The 16,401-nt window shown below is 53.2% G+C and carries 12 protein-coding genes and 1 pseudogene; 9 read left to right on the top strand and 4 right to left on the bottom strand.

Annotated elements, in window-relative coordinates:
- Positions 1–9: 9 nt before the first annotated feature.
- Positions 10–312: a hypothetical protein gene (locus PGRAT_RS02495; protein ID WP_025707615.1), complete on the bottom strand. Its 303-nt coding sequence runs from the start codon at positions 310–312 to the stop codon at positions 10–12.
- Between the two features lie 71 nt (positions 313–383).
- On the opposite strand from PGRAT_RS02495, the gene PGRAT_RS02500 reads away from it, so the two are divergent.
- Positions 384–575: a YwbE family protein gene (locus tag PGRAT_RS02500; RefSeq protein ID WP_020426781.1), complete on the top strand. Its 192-nt coding sequence runs from the start codon at positions 384–386 to the stop codon at positions 573–575.
- A gap of 34 nt (positions 576–609) precedes the next feature.
- Here the strand turns inward: PGRAT_RS02500 and PGRAT_RS32950 are convergent, their stop codons facing one another.
- Complete coding sequence (locus PGRAT_RS32950) at positions 610–1,122, bottom strand: hypothetical protein (protein WP_156124045.1); 513 nt, start codon at positions 1,120–1,122, stop codon at positions 610–612.
- Between the two features lie 53 nt (positions 1,123–1,175).
- A complete protein-coding gene (locus tag PGRAT_RS32125; protein ID WP_244884048.1) occupies positions 1,176–2,027 on the bottom strand; it encodes an HNH endonuclease in 852 nt (283 codons plus the stop codon).
- Positions 2,028–2,198: 171 nt separating this feature from the next.
- On the opposite strand from PGRAT_RS32125, the gene PGRAT_RS02515 reads away from it, so the two are divergent.
- The 3 genes from PGRAT_RS02515 (at position 2,199) to PGRAT_RS02525 (ending at position 7,942) form a co-directional block, all read left to right on the top strand.
- Positions 2,199–3,215, top strand: coding sequence for a LacI family DNA-binding transcriptional regulator (locus PGRAT_RS02515; protein ID WP_025707429.1), 1,017 nt, complete (start codon positions 2,199–2,201; stop codon positions 3,213–3,215).
- Positions 3,216–3,299: 84 nt separating this feature from the next.
- On the top strand, positions 3,300–4,646 hold the full coding sequence (locus PGRAT_RS02520) for a glycoside hydrolase family 30 protein (protein ID WP_025707430.1): 1,347 nt from the start codon (positions 3,300–3,302) through the stop codon (positions 4,644–4,646).
- A gap of 56 nt (positions 4,647–4,702) precedes the next feature.
- A complete protein-coding gene (locus tag PGRAT_RS02525; protein ID WP_025707431.1) occupies positions 4,703–7,942 on the top strand; it encodes a hypothetical protein in 3,240 nt (1,079 codons plus the stop codon).
- 28 nt (positions 7,943–7,970) lie between these two features.
- On the opposite strand, the gene PGRAT_RS02530 is transcribed toward PGRAT_RS02525, so the two are convergent.
- The gene (locus tag PGRAT_RS02530) at positions 7,971–9,488 is read right to left on the bottom strand and encodes a serine hydrolase domain-containing protein (RefSeq protein ID WP_025707432.1); all 1,518 of its coding nucleotides are present in this window, start codon (positions 9,486–9,488) and stop codon (positions 7,971–7,973) included.
- Positions 9,489–10,048: 560 nt separating this feature from the next.
- Here PGRAT_RS02530 and PGRAT_RS02535 point away from each other — a divergent pair.
- The 5 genes and pseudogenes from PGRAT_RS02535 to PGRAT_RS02560 all read left to right on the top strand — a co-directional run bounded on the left by PGRAT_RS02535 (position 10,049) and on the right by PGRAT_RS02560 (position 16,401).
- The gene (locus PGRAT_RS02535) at positions 10,049–10,234 is read left to right on the top strand and encodes a hypothetical protein (RefSeq protein ID WP_156124046.1); all 186 of its coding nucleotides are present in this window, start codon (positions 10,049–10,051) and stop codon (positions 10,232–10,234) included.
- Between the two features lie 610 nt (positions 10,235–10,844).
- Positions 10,845–12,236 (top strand): annotated as a pseudogene (ltrA, locus tag PGRAT_RS31080) (group II intron reverse transcriptase/maturase).
- Positions 12,237–12,713: 477 nt separating this feature from the next.
- On the top strand, positions 12,714–13,667 hold the full coding sequence (locus PGRAT_RS02550; RefSeq protein WP_411830735.1) for an ABC transporter permease: 954 nt from the start codon (positions 12,714–12,716) through the stop codon (positions 13,665–13,667).
- A 16-nt stretch (positions 13,668–13,683) separates the two neighbouring features.
- Entirely contained in the window at positions 13,684–14,574 is an 891-nt protein-coding gene (locus tag PGRAT_RS02555) for a carbohydrate ABC transporter permease (RefSeq protein WP_025707436.1), read from the top strand.
- Positions 14,575–14,703: 129 nt separating this feature from the next.
- Entirely contained in the window at positions 14,704–16,401 is a 1,698-nt protein-coding gene (locus PGRAT_RS02560; RefSeq protein WP_025707437.1) for a type 2 periplasmic-binding domain-containing protein, read from the top strand.

Here is a 16,401-nt window from a genome sequence, read left to right on the forward strand (position 1 = left end):
ATCCGCGGGTCAGAGCAGACGGAATCTTTCAAGCTGCTCCCATTGCCCTTCCTGCCGGAGAATTTCCGGCTGCTTGGGTCCCATAAGATCGAAATGCGGGAAGGGCCTGCGGTTATGAATGTACTGGGAAGGCAGCCCATGCTGCTCGCACCAGCTTCTCAGGCGGGACAGGTTGCTGCAGCCGACTTTGGTTACTGTTGTCATTCCCGGAAAGCGGGGGTCCAGCCAATAATGGGTCAGGAAAGCGATCTCTCCTGCAGAAACCGCCTGTTTCCAGCGGGTTAATTCTTCTCTGTTAATTCCGAAGGCCATTGTTGTCTCATCCTTATCTTTAATCCGTAATAGTAGTAACTCCATTATAACTTAAGAAAGGGGAGCGCATCATGAACGGGCAAGTTAGAGCGGATATCCGCGCCGGACTTGAAGTGGATATTGTGCTGAAGCAGGACCAGGCTACAGGCAAACTTACCCACGGCGTGGTCAAAGACATTCTTACCAACTCGCCCCGCCATCCGCACGGGATCAAGGTACGGCTGGCTGACGGTCAAGTCGGGCGGGTCAAACATATCACGTAATTGCAAAAGCGCTCCCGCCCTCAGATGCTGGTCTCTAGAACAGCATCTGAGGGCCGTGAGCGCTTTTTTTACTGTTGGGCAGAAACAACGGCAGAAACGCCGTTGTTGAAGAGCCGCCGGCTGTCATGGGCAGAAACAACGGCAGAAATGCCGTTGTTGAAGAGCTGGCGGCTGCCATGGGCAAAAACAACGGCAGAAACGCCGTTGTTGAAGAGCCACCGGCTGTCATGGGCAGAAACAACGGCAGAAACGCCGTTGTTGAAGAGCCGCCGGCTGCCATAGGCAAAAACAACGGCAGAAACGCCGTTGTTAAAGAGCTGGCGGCTGCCATAGGCAAAAACAACGGCAGAAACGCCGTTGTTGAAGAGCCGCCGGCTGTCATGGGCAGAAACAACGGCAGAAACGCCGTTGTTGAAGAGCCGCCGGCTGCCATGGGCAGAAACAACGGCAGAAACGCCGTTGTTGAAGAGCCGCCGGCTGCCATGGGCAGAAACAACGGCAGAAACGCCGTTGTTGAAGAGCCGCCGGCTGCCATGGGCAGAAACAACGGCAGAAACGCCGTTGTTTGAGAGCCGCCGGCTGTTTTGCTCTTCTCAGACGTTAGCGCCCCATAAATTCCTCCACATACTGGTCGGCTTTGGTCTGGTTGCACAGGTTACAGGCGCAGACGCAGTTATCCGGCGTGGTGTGGCCGCCTTTGGCACGCGGCAGCAAATGATCGATGGTGTCACCGTATAAACCGCAGAAGTGGCAGGTGTAATGATCCCTGTTCAGAATAAATGCGCGAAAATCCTTGTTGCTGTACAGGCGGCGGATCGTACGGCGGTTCACCACCACAGCGGCATGTTCTTTGACGAGCGTTACGGCAAGCTCCAGGTCGATTTCCTGATGCCAGCGCCGGCCCTTGTCGCTATGGCCGCGCATCAGAATCATGCCTTTGGCCGAAGGAATCAAGGCTGATGCATCCTGCGGATCAGGCTTCGGTCCTCTATGCGGCGGGGTCTTCCGCCGGGCGGTGTCGGCTCCGCGGGGCCGCGCTTTACCCTTGATTCCGTGTGCGGGAAGAGCTGCTGTGCCTTCCCTGGAGCGTTCCGGTGCGAAAGCCTGCTGGACTCCAGATACAGCGGGCTTGGAGGCTGCAGCCGCCGTGGCGGAAGGGACCGGAAGGCGTGTGAGTACGAGCGTATCGGTCATTCCGGTATCGGAGATCACGGTGGCTGATATAGCTGCTGTCCCTTTTCCCCGCGCAGACGGCTTGGCTTTGCCCGCTAGAAGCTGCTTGCGGCACTCCCGGCAGGCACCGCGGCGTGACTGGCCCTTAGAGCGTTTGCCTGTGCGTCTGCGGAATTCAGTTAGAGGTTTATACTGCCGACAGTAGGCGCATTGTTTGGATAATGGCGGATGGGTATCAGTCATAGGTATGTGTGGAAGGCCGCATTGACGCCTGTCCAATCCCCTTCTTTTTTATGATAGCTTTAGTATAGCGCAAAGTGCGGTGAATCACACAGGAGGCGGTGTCAGGTGGATATCTCCTAATTTCTGCTGGACGGCGGCGTCCAAAGGCGTTAGAATGGCAGTGAATATAAAAGGGCTTTCATTGTGGGCCGGCGGGAGTGAACCGGATTGACGACGATTTATGATATTGCCAAAAAAACCGGCTACTCGCCAACCACGGTTTCCAAGGCGTTCAACAATTATTCCGATGTGCGGGAGAAGACACGCCAGGAAATCCTCAGGACGGCGCAGGAAATGGGGTATCTGCCCAACGCGCATGCCCGTACCCTGACGACCAAAAAGTCATGGACCATCGGCGTGCTGTTTGTGGAGGGGACCGGTGCGGGTATCCGCCATCCGTTTTTCAGCGCGGTGATTGAGAGCTTCAAGCAGGTTGCGGTAGCCAAAGGCTATGCGCTGATGTTCATTTCCAAGGATGTCGGGGGCAAGCAGAGCGGTTATCTGGAAAATTGCCGGATTCGCGGGGTGGACGGGGTTGTGGTGTTCCTGTCCGACTATGACGACCCTTATTTCCTGGAGCTGCTGGAAAGTGATATTCCCACGGTTATTCTGGATTATAATACGCCGCAGTCCCATACAGTCTGCTCGGATAACAGGGCGGGAGCACTGCTGGCGGTCAATTACCTGGCATCCTTGGGGCACCGGAGAATCGGCCATATTTCTGGAGGCGGGAACTCCTTTCCGGGAAGCGAGCGTGAGCTGGGGTACATAGCGGCCATGAAGGAGCTGGGCTTTGACGTGCCGGACGGCTATATCGTCGAGGGCGCTTTTTTCTCCAGAGAAAGCGGCTATGATGCCATGCTGAAGCTGCTTGAACTGCCGGAGTGTCCGACGGCTGTATTTGCTTCGGGTGACCTGCTGGCTCTCGGCGCGGTGATGGCAGCCAAAGACAAAGGCTTTGCTGTTCCGTCTGACATTTCGGTGATCGGCTATGATGATATCGAGCTTGCTGCGTATGTATCACCGGCGCTCACGACCATCCGGCAGGATACCGATATGCTCGGGACACGGGCGGCTGAGATTCTGATCGCCTCCATCGACGGCAAAGGGCAGGACAAGGAAGCGCTGATGCTTCCTGTTGAAGTGGTTGTGCGGGACTCCTGCGCGCCGCGGGGCAGAGAATAAAACGGTTCTGCCGGGCGCGCATTTTTTTTCGGAATAATCGAAACCGGTTTCGATTATGCATATAAAACAAAGGAGATGGCTGAAATGACAAAAGTCCGAACAGTGATTACCGCTAAGGATACGGGGGAGCGTCTAAGCCCAAGAGAAGGAATTGTTTTCAGAGTCCGCAATACCGGCGAGAAAGCCGATGTGCAGCTGCAGCCGGAACAGGCGTTTCAGCAGATGCTCGGGTTCGGCGGCGCTTTTACGGAAGCGGCGGCCTACACGCTGTCACGGATGAGCCCCGGGAAACGGGCCGAGGTGATCCGGCGTTATTTTCACCCGGAGGAAGGGTTGAACTACAGCATGGGGCGTGTGCACATCCACAGCTGTGATTTCGCACTCGGCAATTATACCTATGTGCAGGATGGGGATACGGAGCTGGCGACCTTTGATATTGCCCATGACCATAAGTGGGTGCTTCCGCTGATTAAAGATGCAATGGAAGTCAGAGGCGGCCCGTTCAAGATGCTGGCTTCCCCTTGGAGTCCTCCTGCCTGGATGAAGACCAACGGTGAGATGAATAACGGCGGTTCACTGAAGCCGGAATTCGCGAATGTATGGGCGCGGTATTACACGAAATTTATTGAAGCTTACCGCCGGGAGGGCATACCGGTCTGGGCTGTCTCGGTGCAGAATGAGCCGGCAGCGGTTCAGACCTGGGATTCCTGTGTGTACAGCGCAGAGGAGGAGCGGGATTTTGTCAAAAACCATCTCGGCCCTGTAATGCATGAGGCGGGATTGGCGGATGTAAACATCGTCATCTGGGACCACAACCGCGATATCATGGTCGAACGCGCCTCCACCGTGTTGTCCGACCCCGAGGCGGCCCGTTATGTCTGGGGCACAGGCATTCACTGGTATGGCGGTGAGGAGTTCGGCAAGGTGGCCCGGGTGCACGAGCTTTTCCCGGAGAAGCATCTGCTGTTCACGGAAGGCTGCCAGGAGGGCGGTGTGCGGCTGGGTGAATGGTTCACCGGTGAACGTTACGGGCGGAACATGATCGGTGATTTAAATGCCTGGACGGAAGGCTATCTGGACTGGAATCTGGTGCTTGACGAGACCGGAGGGCCGAATCATGTGGGTAATTTCTGCGATGCTCCGGTGATTGCCGATACGGCTACCGACGAGGTGCATTACAACAGCTCATATTACTACATTGGGCATTTCAGCAAATTTATTGCTCCGGGCGCTGTGCGCATTGGACTTGCAGCTGCGGCTGAAGGTGTTTTGTCTACTGCCTTTCGAAATCCGGACGGCAGCCTCGCTGTAGTCCTTATGAATGAGGGTGAGAATGCGCGCAGCGTGACATTGGGACTGGGTGATGAGCTGGCCGAATGCGAGCTGCCGCCGCACTCTATTGCCACACATATTATTTCGCAGATGGGCTGAGGAATTGCTGGAATGATCAGATTTACAGACAGCATATTTTTGAGGAGGCAGGGTTTATGAGCCATTATTATTTTGATTCCGGTAACTTTGTAATCGAGCAGTTTCATGAGGGTAAGCCTTTCGCCAGTTTCTTGCCCGGTCTTGCGGGATTGAAGGGGATTCCGATGTGGACCTTCTATGTGAACCGGGGTCAGGCGATTAGCAGCTTTGGGGTGCGCGACAAAAACTCGCCGATCATGGAATTTTCTCCCGCGAACATTTCCTATAAGAACGTAGCCTCTTCCGGCTTCCGCACGTTTATCAAGATTAAGGGTGTTCCGGAAATGTATGAGCCGTTCCAGTCGGCCCGGCCTGATCCCAGGGCGAAACGCAAGATGACGATTCTGCCGAACGGGCTGACCATCGAGGAATCCCACGCCGGGTATGGACTAAAGACAACCGTCCACTACTTCAATCTGCCGGGTGATGACTACGCGGCACTGGTCCGGCGTGTGGAGGTTGAGAATGCTGGAGGCGGGGAGCTTGATCTTGAAATGCTGGACGGTCTGCCGGAGATCCTGCCGTACGGTGTGGAGAACAGCGGATATAAGGAGATCGGCAATCTGCTGCGCAGCTGGATGGAGGTATACAACCTGGAGAACGGAATTCCGTTCTATAAGCTGCGCTCCAGCACGAATGATGATGCGCAGGTCAGCGAAATCCGCAGCGGCCATTTCTACCTGTCGTTTACGGCGGAAGGAGAGCGGCTGGCACCGGTTGTGGACTTCGAGACGGTGTTCGGAGGCAATACTTCGCTTGGCTTCCCGGAGCGGTTTGCCGGCTTGCAGCTGGCAGAGCTGCTTGCGCAGCCCCAATACCCCGTCAACAAAGTTCCCTGCGGCTTCAGCGGTGTGGCGCGGACCCTCGCTCCGGGCGGCAAGCTGATCCTGAACACCATTATTGGGCATGTGAACGACATCGGTAAAATCAACCGCAAAGCGGAAGCCCTCTGCCGTGATGAATATATTACGTCCAAAGCCCTGGAAGCGGCCAGCCTGATCGGCGAGCTGACGGAGGACATTGCCACCCGAACCGCCTCGCCTATATTTGATGCGTATTGCCGGCAGTCCTATCTGGACAATTTCCTGCGCGGCGGTTATCCATTCATATTCGACAACGGGGGAGAAGGAGCTGTCGTGCATCTCTTCTCGCGCAAGCATGGGGACATGGAGCGCGACTACAACTTTTTCTCGCTGGCGCCGGAATATTACTCTCAGGGTAACGGGAATTTCCGCGACATGAACCAGAACCGGCGCAATGATGTATTCTTCAATCCCCGGGTCGGCAGCTTCAATATCAAGATGTTCTACAGCCTGATCCAGGCAGATGGCTACAATCCGCTGAGTGTGCAGGGAACGACCTTTGAAATCCTGCCGGGCAAGGCGCCGCAGCTTGCGGAATGGATTCACACGGCGGCAGCCGACCACCAGGAGGAGCTGGTGAAGCTCTGTGCAGGCCGTTTCACACCCGGACGCCTGATTAATTACATTGCCGACCATAGTGTCACGCTGAAGGCGGGCGAGCAGGAATTCCTGAGCGGAGTGCTGGCCCTGTCGCAGCAGAACATTGAAGCCGCCTTCGGGGAAGGCTTCTGGTCCGATCACTGGACCTACAACCTCGATCTGGTGGAGGGGTATCTGGATATTTTCCCTGAACGCAGGCAGGAGCTGCTCTTCGGAGATGAGACTTATTCGTTCTACGACAGCCCGGCCTATGTGCTCCCGCGCAGTGAGAAATATGTGCTGAGCGACGGCAAGGTCCGGCAATACGGTGCCCTGCTGGAGGATGAAGAGAAGCTGCACCGGCTGAAGCGGAAGGCTTCGGAGACGCACTGGCTCCGTACGGAAGGCGGCCATGGAGAAATCTACCGCACCAATCTGTTCGTGAAGATGCTGTCTCTTGCTCTGAACAAATTTGCCACACTTGACCCGTACGGCATGGGCGTAGAGATGGAGGGCAACAAGCCGGGCTGGAACGATGCTATGAACGGCCTGCCGGGATTATTCGGTTCAGGCATGAGCGAGACATTTGAGCTGAAGCGGATGATCGTCTTTCTGCTGGAGGCTCTGGAGCGCAGCGGGAATGGAGCTGGAGCTGCGGAATCATCCGTTAAGGTTCCGGCCGAAATGTCTTTGCTGCTTGAGCAGGTGGACAGCGCCACGGCCGCCATATTGGCCGGGGAGATCACGCAGTTTGATTATTGGCACAACGTAGCATCCGCACGTGAGTTCTACCGTGAACGTATACGCTTCGGCATCACCGGGGAACAACAGCCGGTAGCCTTTGCGTTGATTCGTGAGGCGCTTGGCCGGTTCCTGCGCAAGCTTGATATCGGTATCAGCCTTGCTGTAGAAATGGGCGGGGGACTGGTTCCGACCTATTTCCGCTTTGAGGCAACGCGGTTCCAGGCGGTGACCGATGGGGACGGACAGCCGGTACTCAGCGGCTATGGGCTGCCCAAAGCGGTGGTGGAGGAATTCGAGGCCTTTCCGCTGCCACATTTTCTGGAAGGGCCGACACGCTGGCTGAAAACGCTCGACAGCCCGGGAGAGGCGCGGGATATCTACAACCGGATCAAGCAAACGGAGCTGTATGACCCGGTTACGTCGATGTACCGGACATCGGTCAGTCTGGATGGGGAATCCAATGAGATCGGGAGGATTCGTGCCTTCACGCCGGGCTGGCTGGAGCGGGAGTCGAACTTCCTGCATATGTCCTACAAATATTTGCTGGCGCTGCTGAAAACGGGACTGTATGAGGAATTTTACGGGGAGCTGAAAACCTCGCTCATCCCCTTCCTGGACCCTGCAGTCTATGGACGGAGTACGCTGGAAAATTCCTCTTTCATCGCTACAGGCGGTAATCCGGACCCGGGGACGCACGGAAGAGGTTTTGTCGCCAGACTTAGCGGTTCCACCGCAGAGTTCCTTAGCATGTGGCGGACGATGATGGCCGGAAGCCATGTGTTCTCGGTCATTGACGGGGAATTGGCCGTGTCCTTTGCCCCGGCGCTCCCGGGCTGGCTGTTTAATGAGCAGGGAGAAGTGTCCTTCACCTTCCTGGGGCATACCAAGGTAACCTACCACAACCCCCGGCATCTGAACACCTTTGGTGAGGGAGGGGCGTTAATCCAGAGTTTGTCGCTGACCTACTGTGACGGCACCGTAAGCTGTATTTCCGGATCGCTGCTGCGCGGTGCTGACGCTGAGGCGCTGCGCCGGGGGGACATCGCCGAAATCCGGGCGGTGCTGGAATAGAAGTAATGCGGGAGTGTCTAGTGGATTTTCACGTAGTAATTCCGCTCCCGCTTCCCTTCACCCTGCGCAGACGCAGATTATGCACCAGTACAATCAGCTTGGCAGCCCCGATCACGAGTGAAAGAATACTCAGGATAAACGCGATATGTCCAAGTCCAGGCAGAAAGGAGAACACCACACTCCATGGAGCAAAAGTATGACTAAAGCCGTATAAAACAGTAATTGGCAGCACTACATTAAACAAAACCAGACAGAAAGCGAACAGGATAACCCGCAGCGGGGTAAGTCTAAAGCTTTTCTTGCGTTTGAACAGATTAAAAGCCGACACTCCCAGCGTAATCATCACTGCCGCACTACCGGTATCAATTAGAATATGGGTGCCGGTAATGCTTCCGGCATCCTCCACCGGCTCCCGCCCATGCATAATGTCAAGAATTCCGTCAGCAACCATGCTTAGCTTGGAGACGCGGACCAAATAATCATGGGCATTGATTAATACCGCAACACCTATGTTCCCGTCCAGCTTCATATCGGAGTGAAAGCTCTCAACATCACCCGGATGCTGAACAACACCATGAACGATTTCCCAGCCCATGCCATATTCACCGCCGGTAGTAGGGTCTTTTATGGCCGACTGATGCATCTGGGCAACACTTTCCGCGGTAGCCACGCTGATATCGTGGAACTTTCCGCCATTGAGTTGAGCCATTACATAATGGCTCATATCTTCTGCGCTTGAAATCAGATAAGCGGATGCGAGCATAGAGGGGTTATCCGGCTGCTCAAAAGGGACCATAAAACCAAAGATGGACTGGTAACCTGTGGCTAACCCATGTTTTTTCGCTTCGGATGTAGAAGTATAGCTGTTCTTCATATCCAGAGGAGAATACACATGGTCCTGGATATATTCTGCATAAGACTTGCCGGAAACGGCCTGAATAATTCCGCCCAGTATATCGTAATTGGCATTGGAATATTGAAACTGGGTGCCAACCGGCTCGGTTAAGGGGGTGTTTTTTAGCCCATGTATGAGTTCATCAATAGTAGGTACCGTGTTGGAAAAAGCCGTCCGGCCATGAAAAGTGGATATTCCGCTGTTATGATTCAGCAAATGCCGGACCCGGATGGTTTTGGACGCTTCCTTGTCTTCAAGCTCAAACTCCGGCAAATAATGCTGCACCGGTGCATCCAGATCAATCTTTCCTTGTTCAACCAGCTGCATGATGGCCAGCGCCGTAAACGATTTGGAGCTGGAGCCCAGAATAAAGGGCGTTTGCGGTGTAACAGGCTGTCCATCCGGACCCGAATGTCCATATCCCTTGGTGTAAATGATCTGGTCTCCCTTCACAATGCTGACCGCCATGCCGGGAACATCCAGCTTGTCTAGCATCGATTCAACAAATTTATCAATTGTGGCCGTGTCTACAGCGTGTGGAGCTGCTTCTGCGTGGGCTGTCCCCGTTTGCAGCAAGGGCAGTATGCTGCCTGCGATCATAAACAGTACGATCATTAGGGTTTGAATTTTAGGGCAAATAGTTCCTTTCATTTCTCTGTACCTCTTCTCCTGATCTTATCTCTTTTTTCTTGTTTGACGTATGAATCAAAGATATTCCTTCAATCTTTCAGCTGTCTTTCGTGAATCTTAAATTAATCTTACATGTACCTCTCTATGCAATTTCCGGGCCACCCGTTTGACGGGTGGTTTCCTCTGAGGTTATAAGCTGCTGCTGCTTTAACACTCAACTTATCCAGAACTTCACCAACTAATTTGTTCAAATCGGCCAACCCGTTTAAATCTCAGAGTTAGGTGGAAAAAGGGAACTTAATTTGTGCGTTTTTGAGGTTTTTGGGTATTTAGGTGGAAAAAGTATGCTTAATTCGCTCTATTTCCTCGATTTCTTGTTTTGGGCTTGGATTAAGTCTACTTTTTCCCACACGATGATCAGGAAGCTGGATCTCAAAAGTTAGTTATACTTTTTCCACTTAGGAAGACGAGCGGATTAGCGACCAGAAGCCACGAGAAGGCTTAAGGGAGAGGGTCAAGGTGAAAATGCGTGGTACCCACCGAAGTTGATGGAGTCACGGGAGTTACTGGAGCCACTGAAGTTGATGGAACCACTGAAGTTGATGAAGCGACCGAAGTTTACGGAGCCACCGAAGCTGTTGAAGTCACCGAAGGGGTTGGAAGCCACGGAAGTTGATGAAGCGACCGAAGTTGATAAAGCCACCGAAGTTTACGGAGCCACCGAAGCCGTTGAAGTCACCGAAGGTGTTGGAAGCCACGGAAGTTGATGAAGTCACAGAAAGTTACCGGAGCTACTGAAGTTGATGAAGCCGCCGGAGTTGCCACAATCACCAAAGCTATAGAAGCCACCGGGTACAGGTGGCAATCGAATCAACGGAAACCTGGCAAAACAAGGTTCCAGTGGATTCGGCAGCATGGGTGCAGTAAAGCAAGGGGAGGCTGTACAGGCCTCTCCTTGTCCTTGTACGTCCAGCATGAGCGTCATCTCTAGGGTGAAAGTCCCGAGCGGGGGCTGGCAAGCGCCTACCGTTAGCCAAGAGCAAGGGTGTCCACCGTGAGGCGGAATCTGAAGGAAGCTGGAGGCAAAAGCACGGCCTGAGGTACACGAATCCAATTTGAGGCGGTTGCAGCCGGATAAGTCACCAAGTCATGACGAAATCCTAAGCTGCCAAAGGCAGCAGCCGTAAACTTGGGCAGGCGCGGGCGGAAAGATGGCGTTCTTATCTGGGGAGACCTGCTGGATACGCAAGAGAAAAAAAACCTTGGTAACCGTAGCCGAGAGGCTGCGCTGAACTGGCAGGAGTCAGCAGAGGCCATAGTACGTAAACTGTTGCAACAGTTTACGGAAGGGCTGAACCGAAAGGAGAGAGGAAACCGATGCGTTCACACGAAGAGCAACGACAGCCGAATATCTCGCAAGAGAGCTGCCAGCAAAGAGAAGCGGTGAAGCCGTCAGGGTATGCTGGAGCGCCGAGTTCTTCGTCGGCACAAGTCGCCCCTTCCTCTCGCGAAGACCAGAACAACTTGCTGGAGCGAATGCTCGAAGGGGACAACCTTCGGCTCGCTTACAAACGAGTGGTGCAAAACGGAGGAGCGCCCGGCGTGGACAATGTAACGGTAGCGAATCTACAAGCTTACTTGAAAACACACTGGGAATCGGTGAAAGCCGAACTCCTAACGGGAACGTACAGACCTGCGCCAGTCAAACGGGTGGAAATCCCCAAACCCGGAGGCGGTGTACGGCTGCTAGGGATCCCGACCGTGATGGACCGTTTTCTCCAGCAAGCACTTCTGCAAGTCATGAATCCGATCTTTGACGCGCAATTCTCGTGGTACAGCTACGGTTTTCGTCCGGGGAAGAGTGCGCATGACGCAGTCAAGCAAGCTCAAAGATATATCCAAAGTGGCCTAAGATGGGTCGTGGACTTGGATCTAGAGAAATTCTTTGACCGGGTAAACCACGACATGCTGATGGCAAGAGTGGCGCGGAAAGTGACAGACAAAAGAGTGCTGACACTGATTCGTGCTTATCTGAACGCTGGGGTTATGGTGGACGGAAAGCTGGAGCAGAGCCAGGAAGGAACGCCACAAGGCGGTCCCCTCAGTCCGCTTTTGGCAAACATTTTCTTGGACGATTTGGATAAAGAATTGACAGGACGAGGTCTGTGTTTCGTACGCTACGCGGACGACTGTAATATCTTTGTGGGCAGTAAGCGAGCAGGTGAACGCGTTATGGAATCGGTAAGTCGGTTTGTAGAAGGAAAGCTAAAACTGAAAGTGAACCGGGAGAAAAGTGCGGTAGCCAGACCCTGGCACCGGAAGTTCCTGGGGTTTAGTTTCCTGAGCCAGAAACAGGTGGGTATTTGAATCGCACCGAAAAGCCTCGAAGCATGTAAAGAAAGGATTCGGCAACTCACGAGTCGGACCTGGTCGATCTCAATGGAAGAACGGATAAAGCAATTGAACCGCTATCTAATGGGATGGCTAGGTTATTTCCGCCTGGCTTCGGCGAAGACGCAGCTCCAAAAACTGGACCAGTGGATTCGGAGGAGACTACGGATGTGCCTGTGGAAACAATGGAAACGAGTGCGAACACGAATCCGCGAACTCCGGGCACTTGGAGTACCCGAGTGGGCCTGTTTCACGATGGCAAACTCGCGGCGAGGCGCATGGGAAATGTCCCGGAACACGAATAACGCCCTTCCGACTTCCTATTGGGAAGCGAAAGGGCTGAAAAGTTTGCTTTCACGTTATCTGGAACTTTGTTAACCTTTTGGAACCGCCGTATGCGGACCCGCATGTACGGTGGTGTGAGAGGACGGGGGCTAGCCGCCCCCTCCTACTCGATTACGCACCGCTTGATTTTCTATATCATTTGAACTTTGAAACCCCATTATGGGTATAGCAGCGGAGGGGGAGTTTGGAACTGGAGGAGCGGCAGCGTTCGCCTTTGTATCCGGATTTCATCCGTTTAATAGCGGTGTAAATCAAAGAAATCTGGATACAACAGCGACCGGAAGTCCAAACATTCCCCGCAGTCACGGCTTTCACCGGCCCAGCAGCACTTTACTTCAAATCCTATAGCCGAAAAATCAGCCCCCAAATACGAAATCTCGGCCCTTACACCCCAGACTGAAAGCCTATACAATAAACACATAGAGCTGTAAGCGCTTCATAGCAAAAACAGAGATAGATTTTGGAGGCCATATGATGGAGAACAAAAGCAGCACCGAAGCAAATCCGGCGATGAAACCGCTTCTTTCGCCAAAAATCGAAACCGGTTCAGGTCCGAAAAGTCCGCTATGGAGGCGGCTGCTGGCCCAGCGCCATTTACAGACAATGGCTCTGCTCGGCGTGGTCTGGATGATTATTTTCAACTATATTCCGATGTATGGTTTGATTATTTCCTTCAAGGATTACAACATCGTAAAATCCATTGCCGAAGCGCCCTGGGTGGGGCTGACGCATTTCAGGGAGTTCCTGGATGATGAGGATTTGGTCAATGTCATCAGGAATACGCTGGGCATCAGCTTAATCAAGCTGCTGATCGGATTTCCGCTGCCGATTATTTTCGCCCTTTTTCTGAACGAGATCCGTTCCTTAAGGTATAAAAAAGCGATCCAGACCATCTCATATCTGCCGCATTTTCTCTCGTGGGTAGTGCTGGGCGGGATTCTCGCCACTTGGCTGGCGGATGTGGGGATTGTGAACAATATTCTGCTGTCGCTCCATCTGATCGATCAGCCGATTACGTATCTCGCCGAGCCCAGCTATTTCTGGACGATCATTATTTCCTCCGATATTTGGAAGGAGCTTGGCTGGTCCGCAATTATCTACCTGGCGGCCATTTCCGGGGTTTCTCCCGAAATGTATGAAGCTGCGACTATTGATGGAGCCGGTCGTTTTCAGAAAATGTGGTTTGTTACCCTGCCGGCGATTAAATCGACGATCAGCATTCTGTTCATTCTGGCAGTCAGCGGGGTGCTGAACTCCAACTTTGACCAGATTCTGGTCCTGCGCAACTCCCTTAACGACAGCGCCAGCAATGTAATCGACTACTACATCTACTATACAGGGATTGTCTCAAACCGCTTCTCCTACTCTGCGGCGGTCACTCTGATCAAGGCGGTCATTGCACTGATTCTGCTGCTGATTGCCAATCAGGTATCCAAAAAAATCAACGATACGTCGCTGTTCTAGACAAGGAGGACTTACTATGTTTGCTCTCAAACGCAAAACAAAGGGCGAGGCCCTGTTCGATATCGTCAACAATCTGATTATGCTGTGTGTCTGTTTCCTGACACTGTACCCGATCTGGTACGTGCTGATCAATGCCTTCAATGACGGAAATGACGCTATGCTGGGCGGGATTTACTGGTGGCCGCGCGTGTTCAGCCTGAAAAATTTCGATGCGGTGTTCGCAAGCCCCGGCATCATGCAGGCCATGGGGATTACGGTAGCCAAAACGGCGCTCGGTGTACTCGTGCATGTGTTCTTCACGGCGATGGTAGCTTATGCACTGTCGCGCAAAGGGCTGATCGGCGGCAAGTTCTATATCCTGCTTGGCACGATTACCTTATTCTTCAACGGTGGACTGATCCCGACCTTTCTGCTGAACAGGGACCTGCATCTGCTGGATAATTTCCTGGTCTATATCATTCCGGTAATGTTCAGCTTCTTCGATCTCATTATCTTCATGACCTTCTTCCGGGAGATTCCCGAGGGGCTGGAGGAGGCTGCACGGATTGACGGAGCGAATGACTGGTCCATCTTTCTGCGGGTCGTGCTTCCGGTATCCATGCCGGTTATTGCCACGATTGCCCTCTTCCATGGTGTGTATCAGTGGAATGATTATTTTGCCGGCATCATCTATGTCAACAATCCCGATCTGCAGCCGATCCAAACTTATCTGTTCCGGGTGGTGGCCCAGTCCAGCTCCAACCAGATGATGGTGGCCGTCCAGGGCAGCAGTCTTACCAAAAGCGTGACCTCGCAGTCCATCAAACTGGCGACGATGGTGGTCACCACGCTCCCGATTGTGTTCGTCTATCCGTTCCTGCAGCGCTATTTCGTGAAGGGTATGATGATTGGCTCAATCAAGGGCTGAGGTTTGGTTCTGGAGCAAGCAAAGGTCAAGCGAAGGTACAACCAGGTAACTCCTCCGGTGCTTGGACACATTCGGGTGCCGGAGTTGAGCTTATAATTTACTACAATCTTAGAAAAGGGGTAAATAAGCATGGGCATGAAACGCAAGCCAAAAGCAATGGTGCTGCTGCTCTTGGGGCTGATGCTGGCATTCTCGGCAGCGGGCTGTTCAAGCGGCAATAATGCCGGAAACAATGGCAAGGATAATACGGGAGGCGCGACGAATGCAGCAGAGGCTACCAAAGCACCGGCAGAACCGGCAGCGTCTGCGGTCTCGGCGGATGAGCCGGGCTGGAAAAGCGACACCTCACCGATTACGTTCGACTGGTATCTGAATTTTGCCTGGTTCCCGAATAAATGGGGTGTAGATCCTACCTCCCAATATGTAACGAAAAAGACCGGTGTGAACATCAACTTCATCGTTCCCGCAGGGAATGAGAATGAGAAGCTCAACACGCTGATTGCTTCCGGCAAGCTGCCTGACTTCATTACGCTGGGCTTCTGGGAAGATGCGATCAAGAAGATGATCGAAGGCGAGCTGGTGCTGCCGCTGAACAAGCTGGCTGAAGAATATGACCCTTACTTCTTCAAGGTGTCGGATGCCGACAAGCTGGGCTGGTATACGCAGCCGGACGGCAATGTATACGGTTATCCGAACTCCTCTTCCTCTCCTGCTGATTATAAAAAATATGGCGATAAATATGTCTCCAACCAGACCTTTGTAGTCCGCAAGGATATCTATGAAGCGATCGGCAGTCCCGACATGCGTACTCCGGAAGGTTTCCTGAATGCGCTGAAGCTGGCCAAAGAGAAATACCCTGAGATCAACGGCCAGCCGATTATTCCGCTCGGTCTGCATGAGTTTACTGAGAACGGCAACGACTCGCTGGAAGGATACATTCAGAACTTCCTGAACATTCCTTGGGAAAAGGACGGCAAGGTCTATGACCGCGAAACCGATCCTGAATATGTACGCTGGATGAAAACGCTCCGCCAGGCTAACCAGGACGGACTGCTGGCCAAGGATATCTTTATCGACAAACGTGCCCAAATGGAAGAAAAGATTGCGCAAGGCCGCTATTTCGCCATGCTCTATCAACGGACGGACTTTGCTTCCCAGCTCGGTACTATTTTCCAAAAGAACCCTGAACAAACCTATATCGCTATAGACGGACCTGCGAATACCAAGCTGGACCCTCCGGCGCTGAACGGCCCGAGCATTGCCGGCTGGACCGTAACCCTGATCTCCAAGGATGTTAAGGATAAAGCCCGTGCGATTAAATTCCTCAGCTACCTGAACAGTGAAGAAGGCAACAAGGATCTTTACCTGGGTGAAAAAGGGGTCAGCTATGATACAATTGACGGCAAAGACCAGTTCCTTCCTGAAGCCTTTGCTCTGATGAACAAGGACCGCGCGGCATTTGACAAGAAATACGGTTCGTCCTTCACGTTCTGGATGCTGCAAAATTCGAATATCACCGACCAATGGGCGCCGAAGTCCGTTGAGCCGTTCAAACAGCTGGAAGACTGGACCCGCGGTAAAACTAAAAACACTTCTGAATTCCAGCAAATTGATCCTACAGGCAACTCGCCGGAAGGCATTATTGCCACCAAGCTCAAGAACCTGCGCGGTAAAACGCTGCCGAAGCTGCTGATGGCGTCCTCGGATGCCGAGTTCGATAAGCTCTGGAGCGATTATCTGGCGAAGAAGGAAAAGGAAGGCCAGGCGACCTTCGATGCTTACCGCCAGACGAAATATGAGGAGAACAAAAAGAAACTCGGAATGTAA

This window comes from Paenibacillus graminis (genome assembly GCF_000758705.1).
Classification (GTDB): Bacteria; Bacillota; Bacilli; order Paenibacillales; family Paenibacillaceae; genus Paenibacillus_AQ; species Paenibacillus_AQ graminis.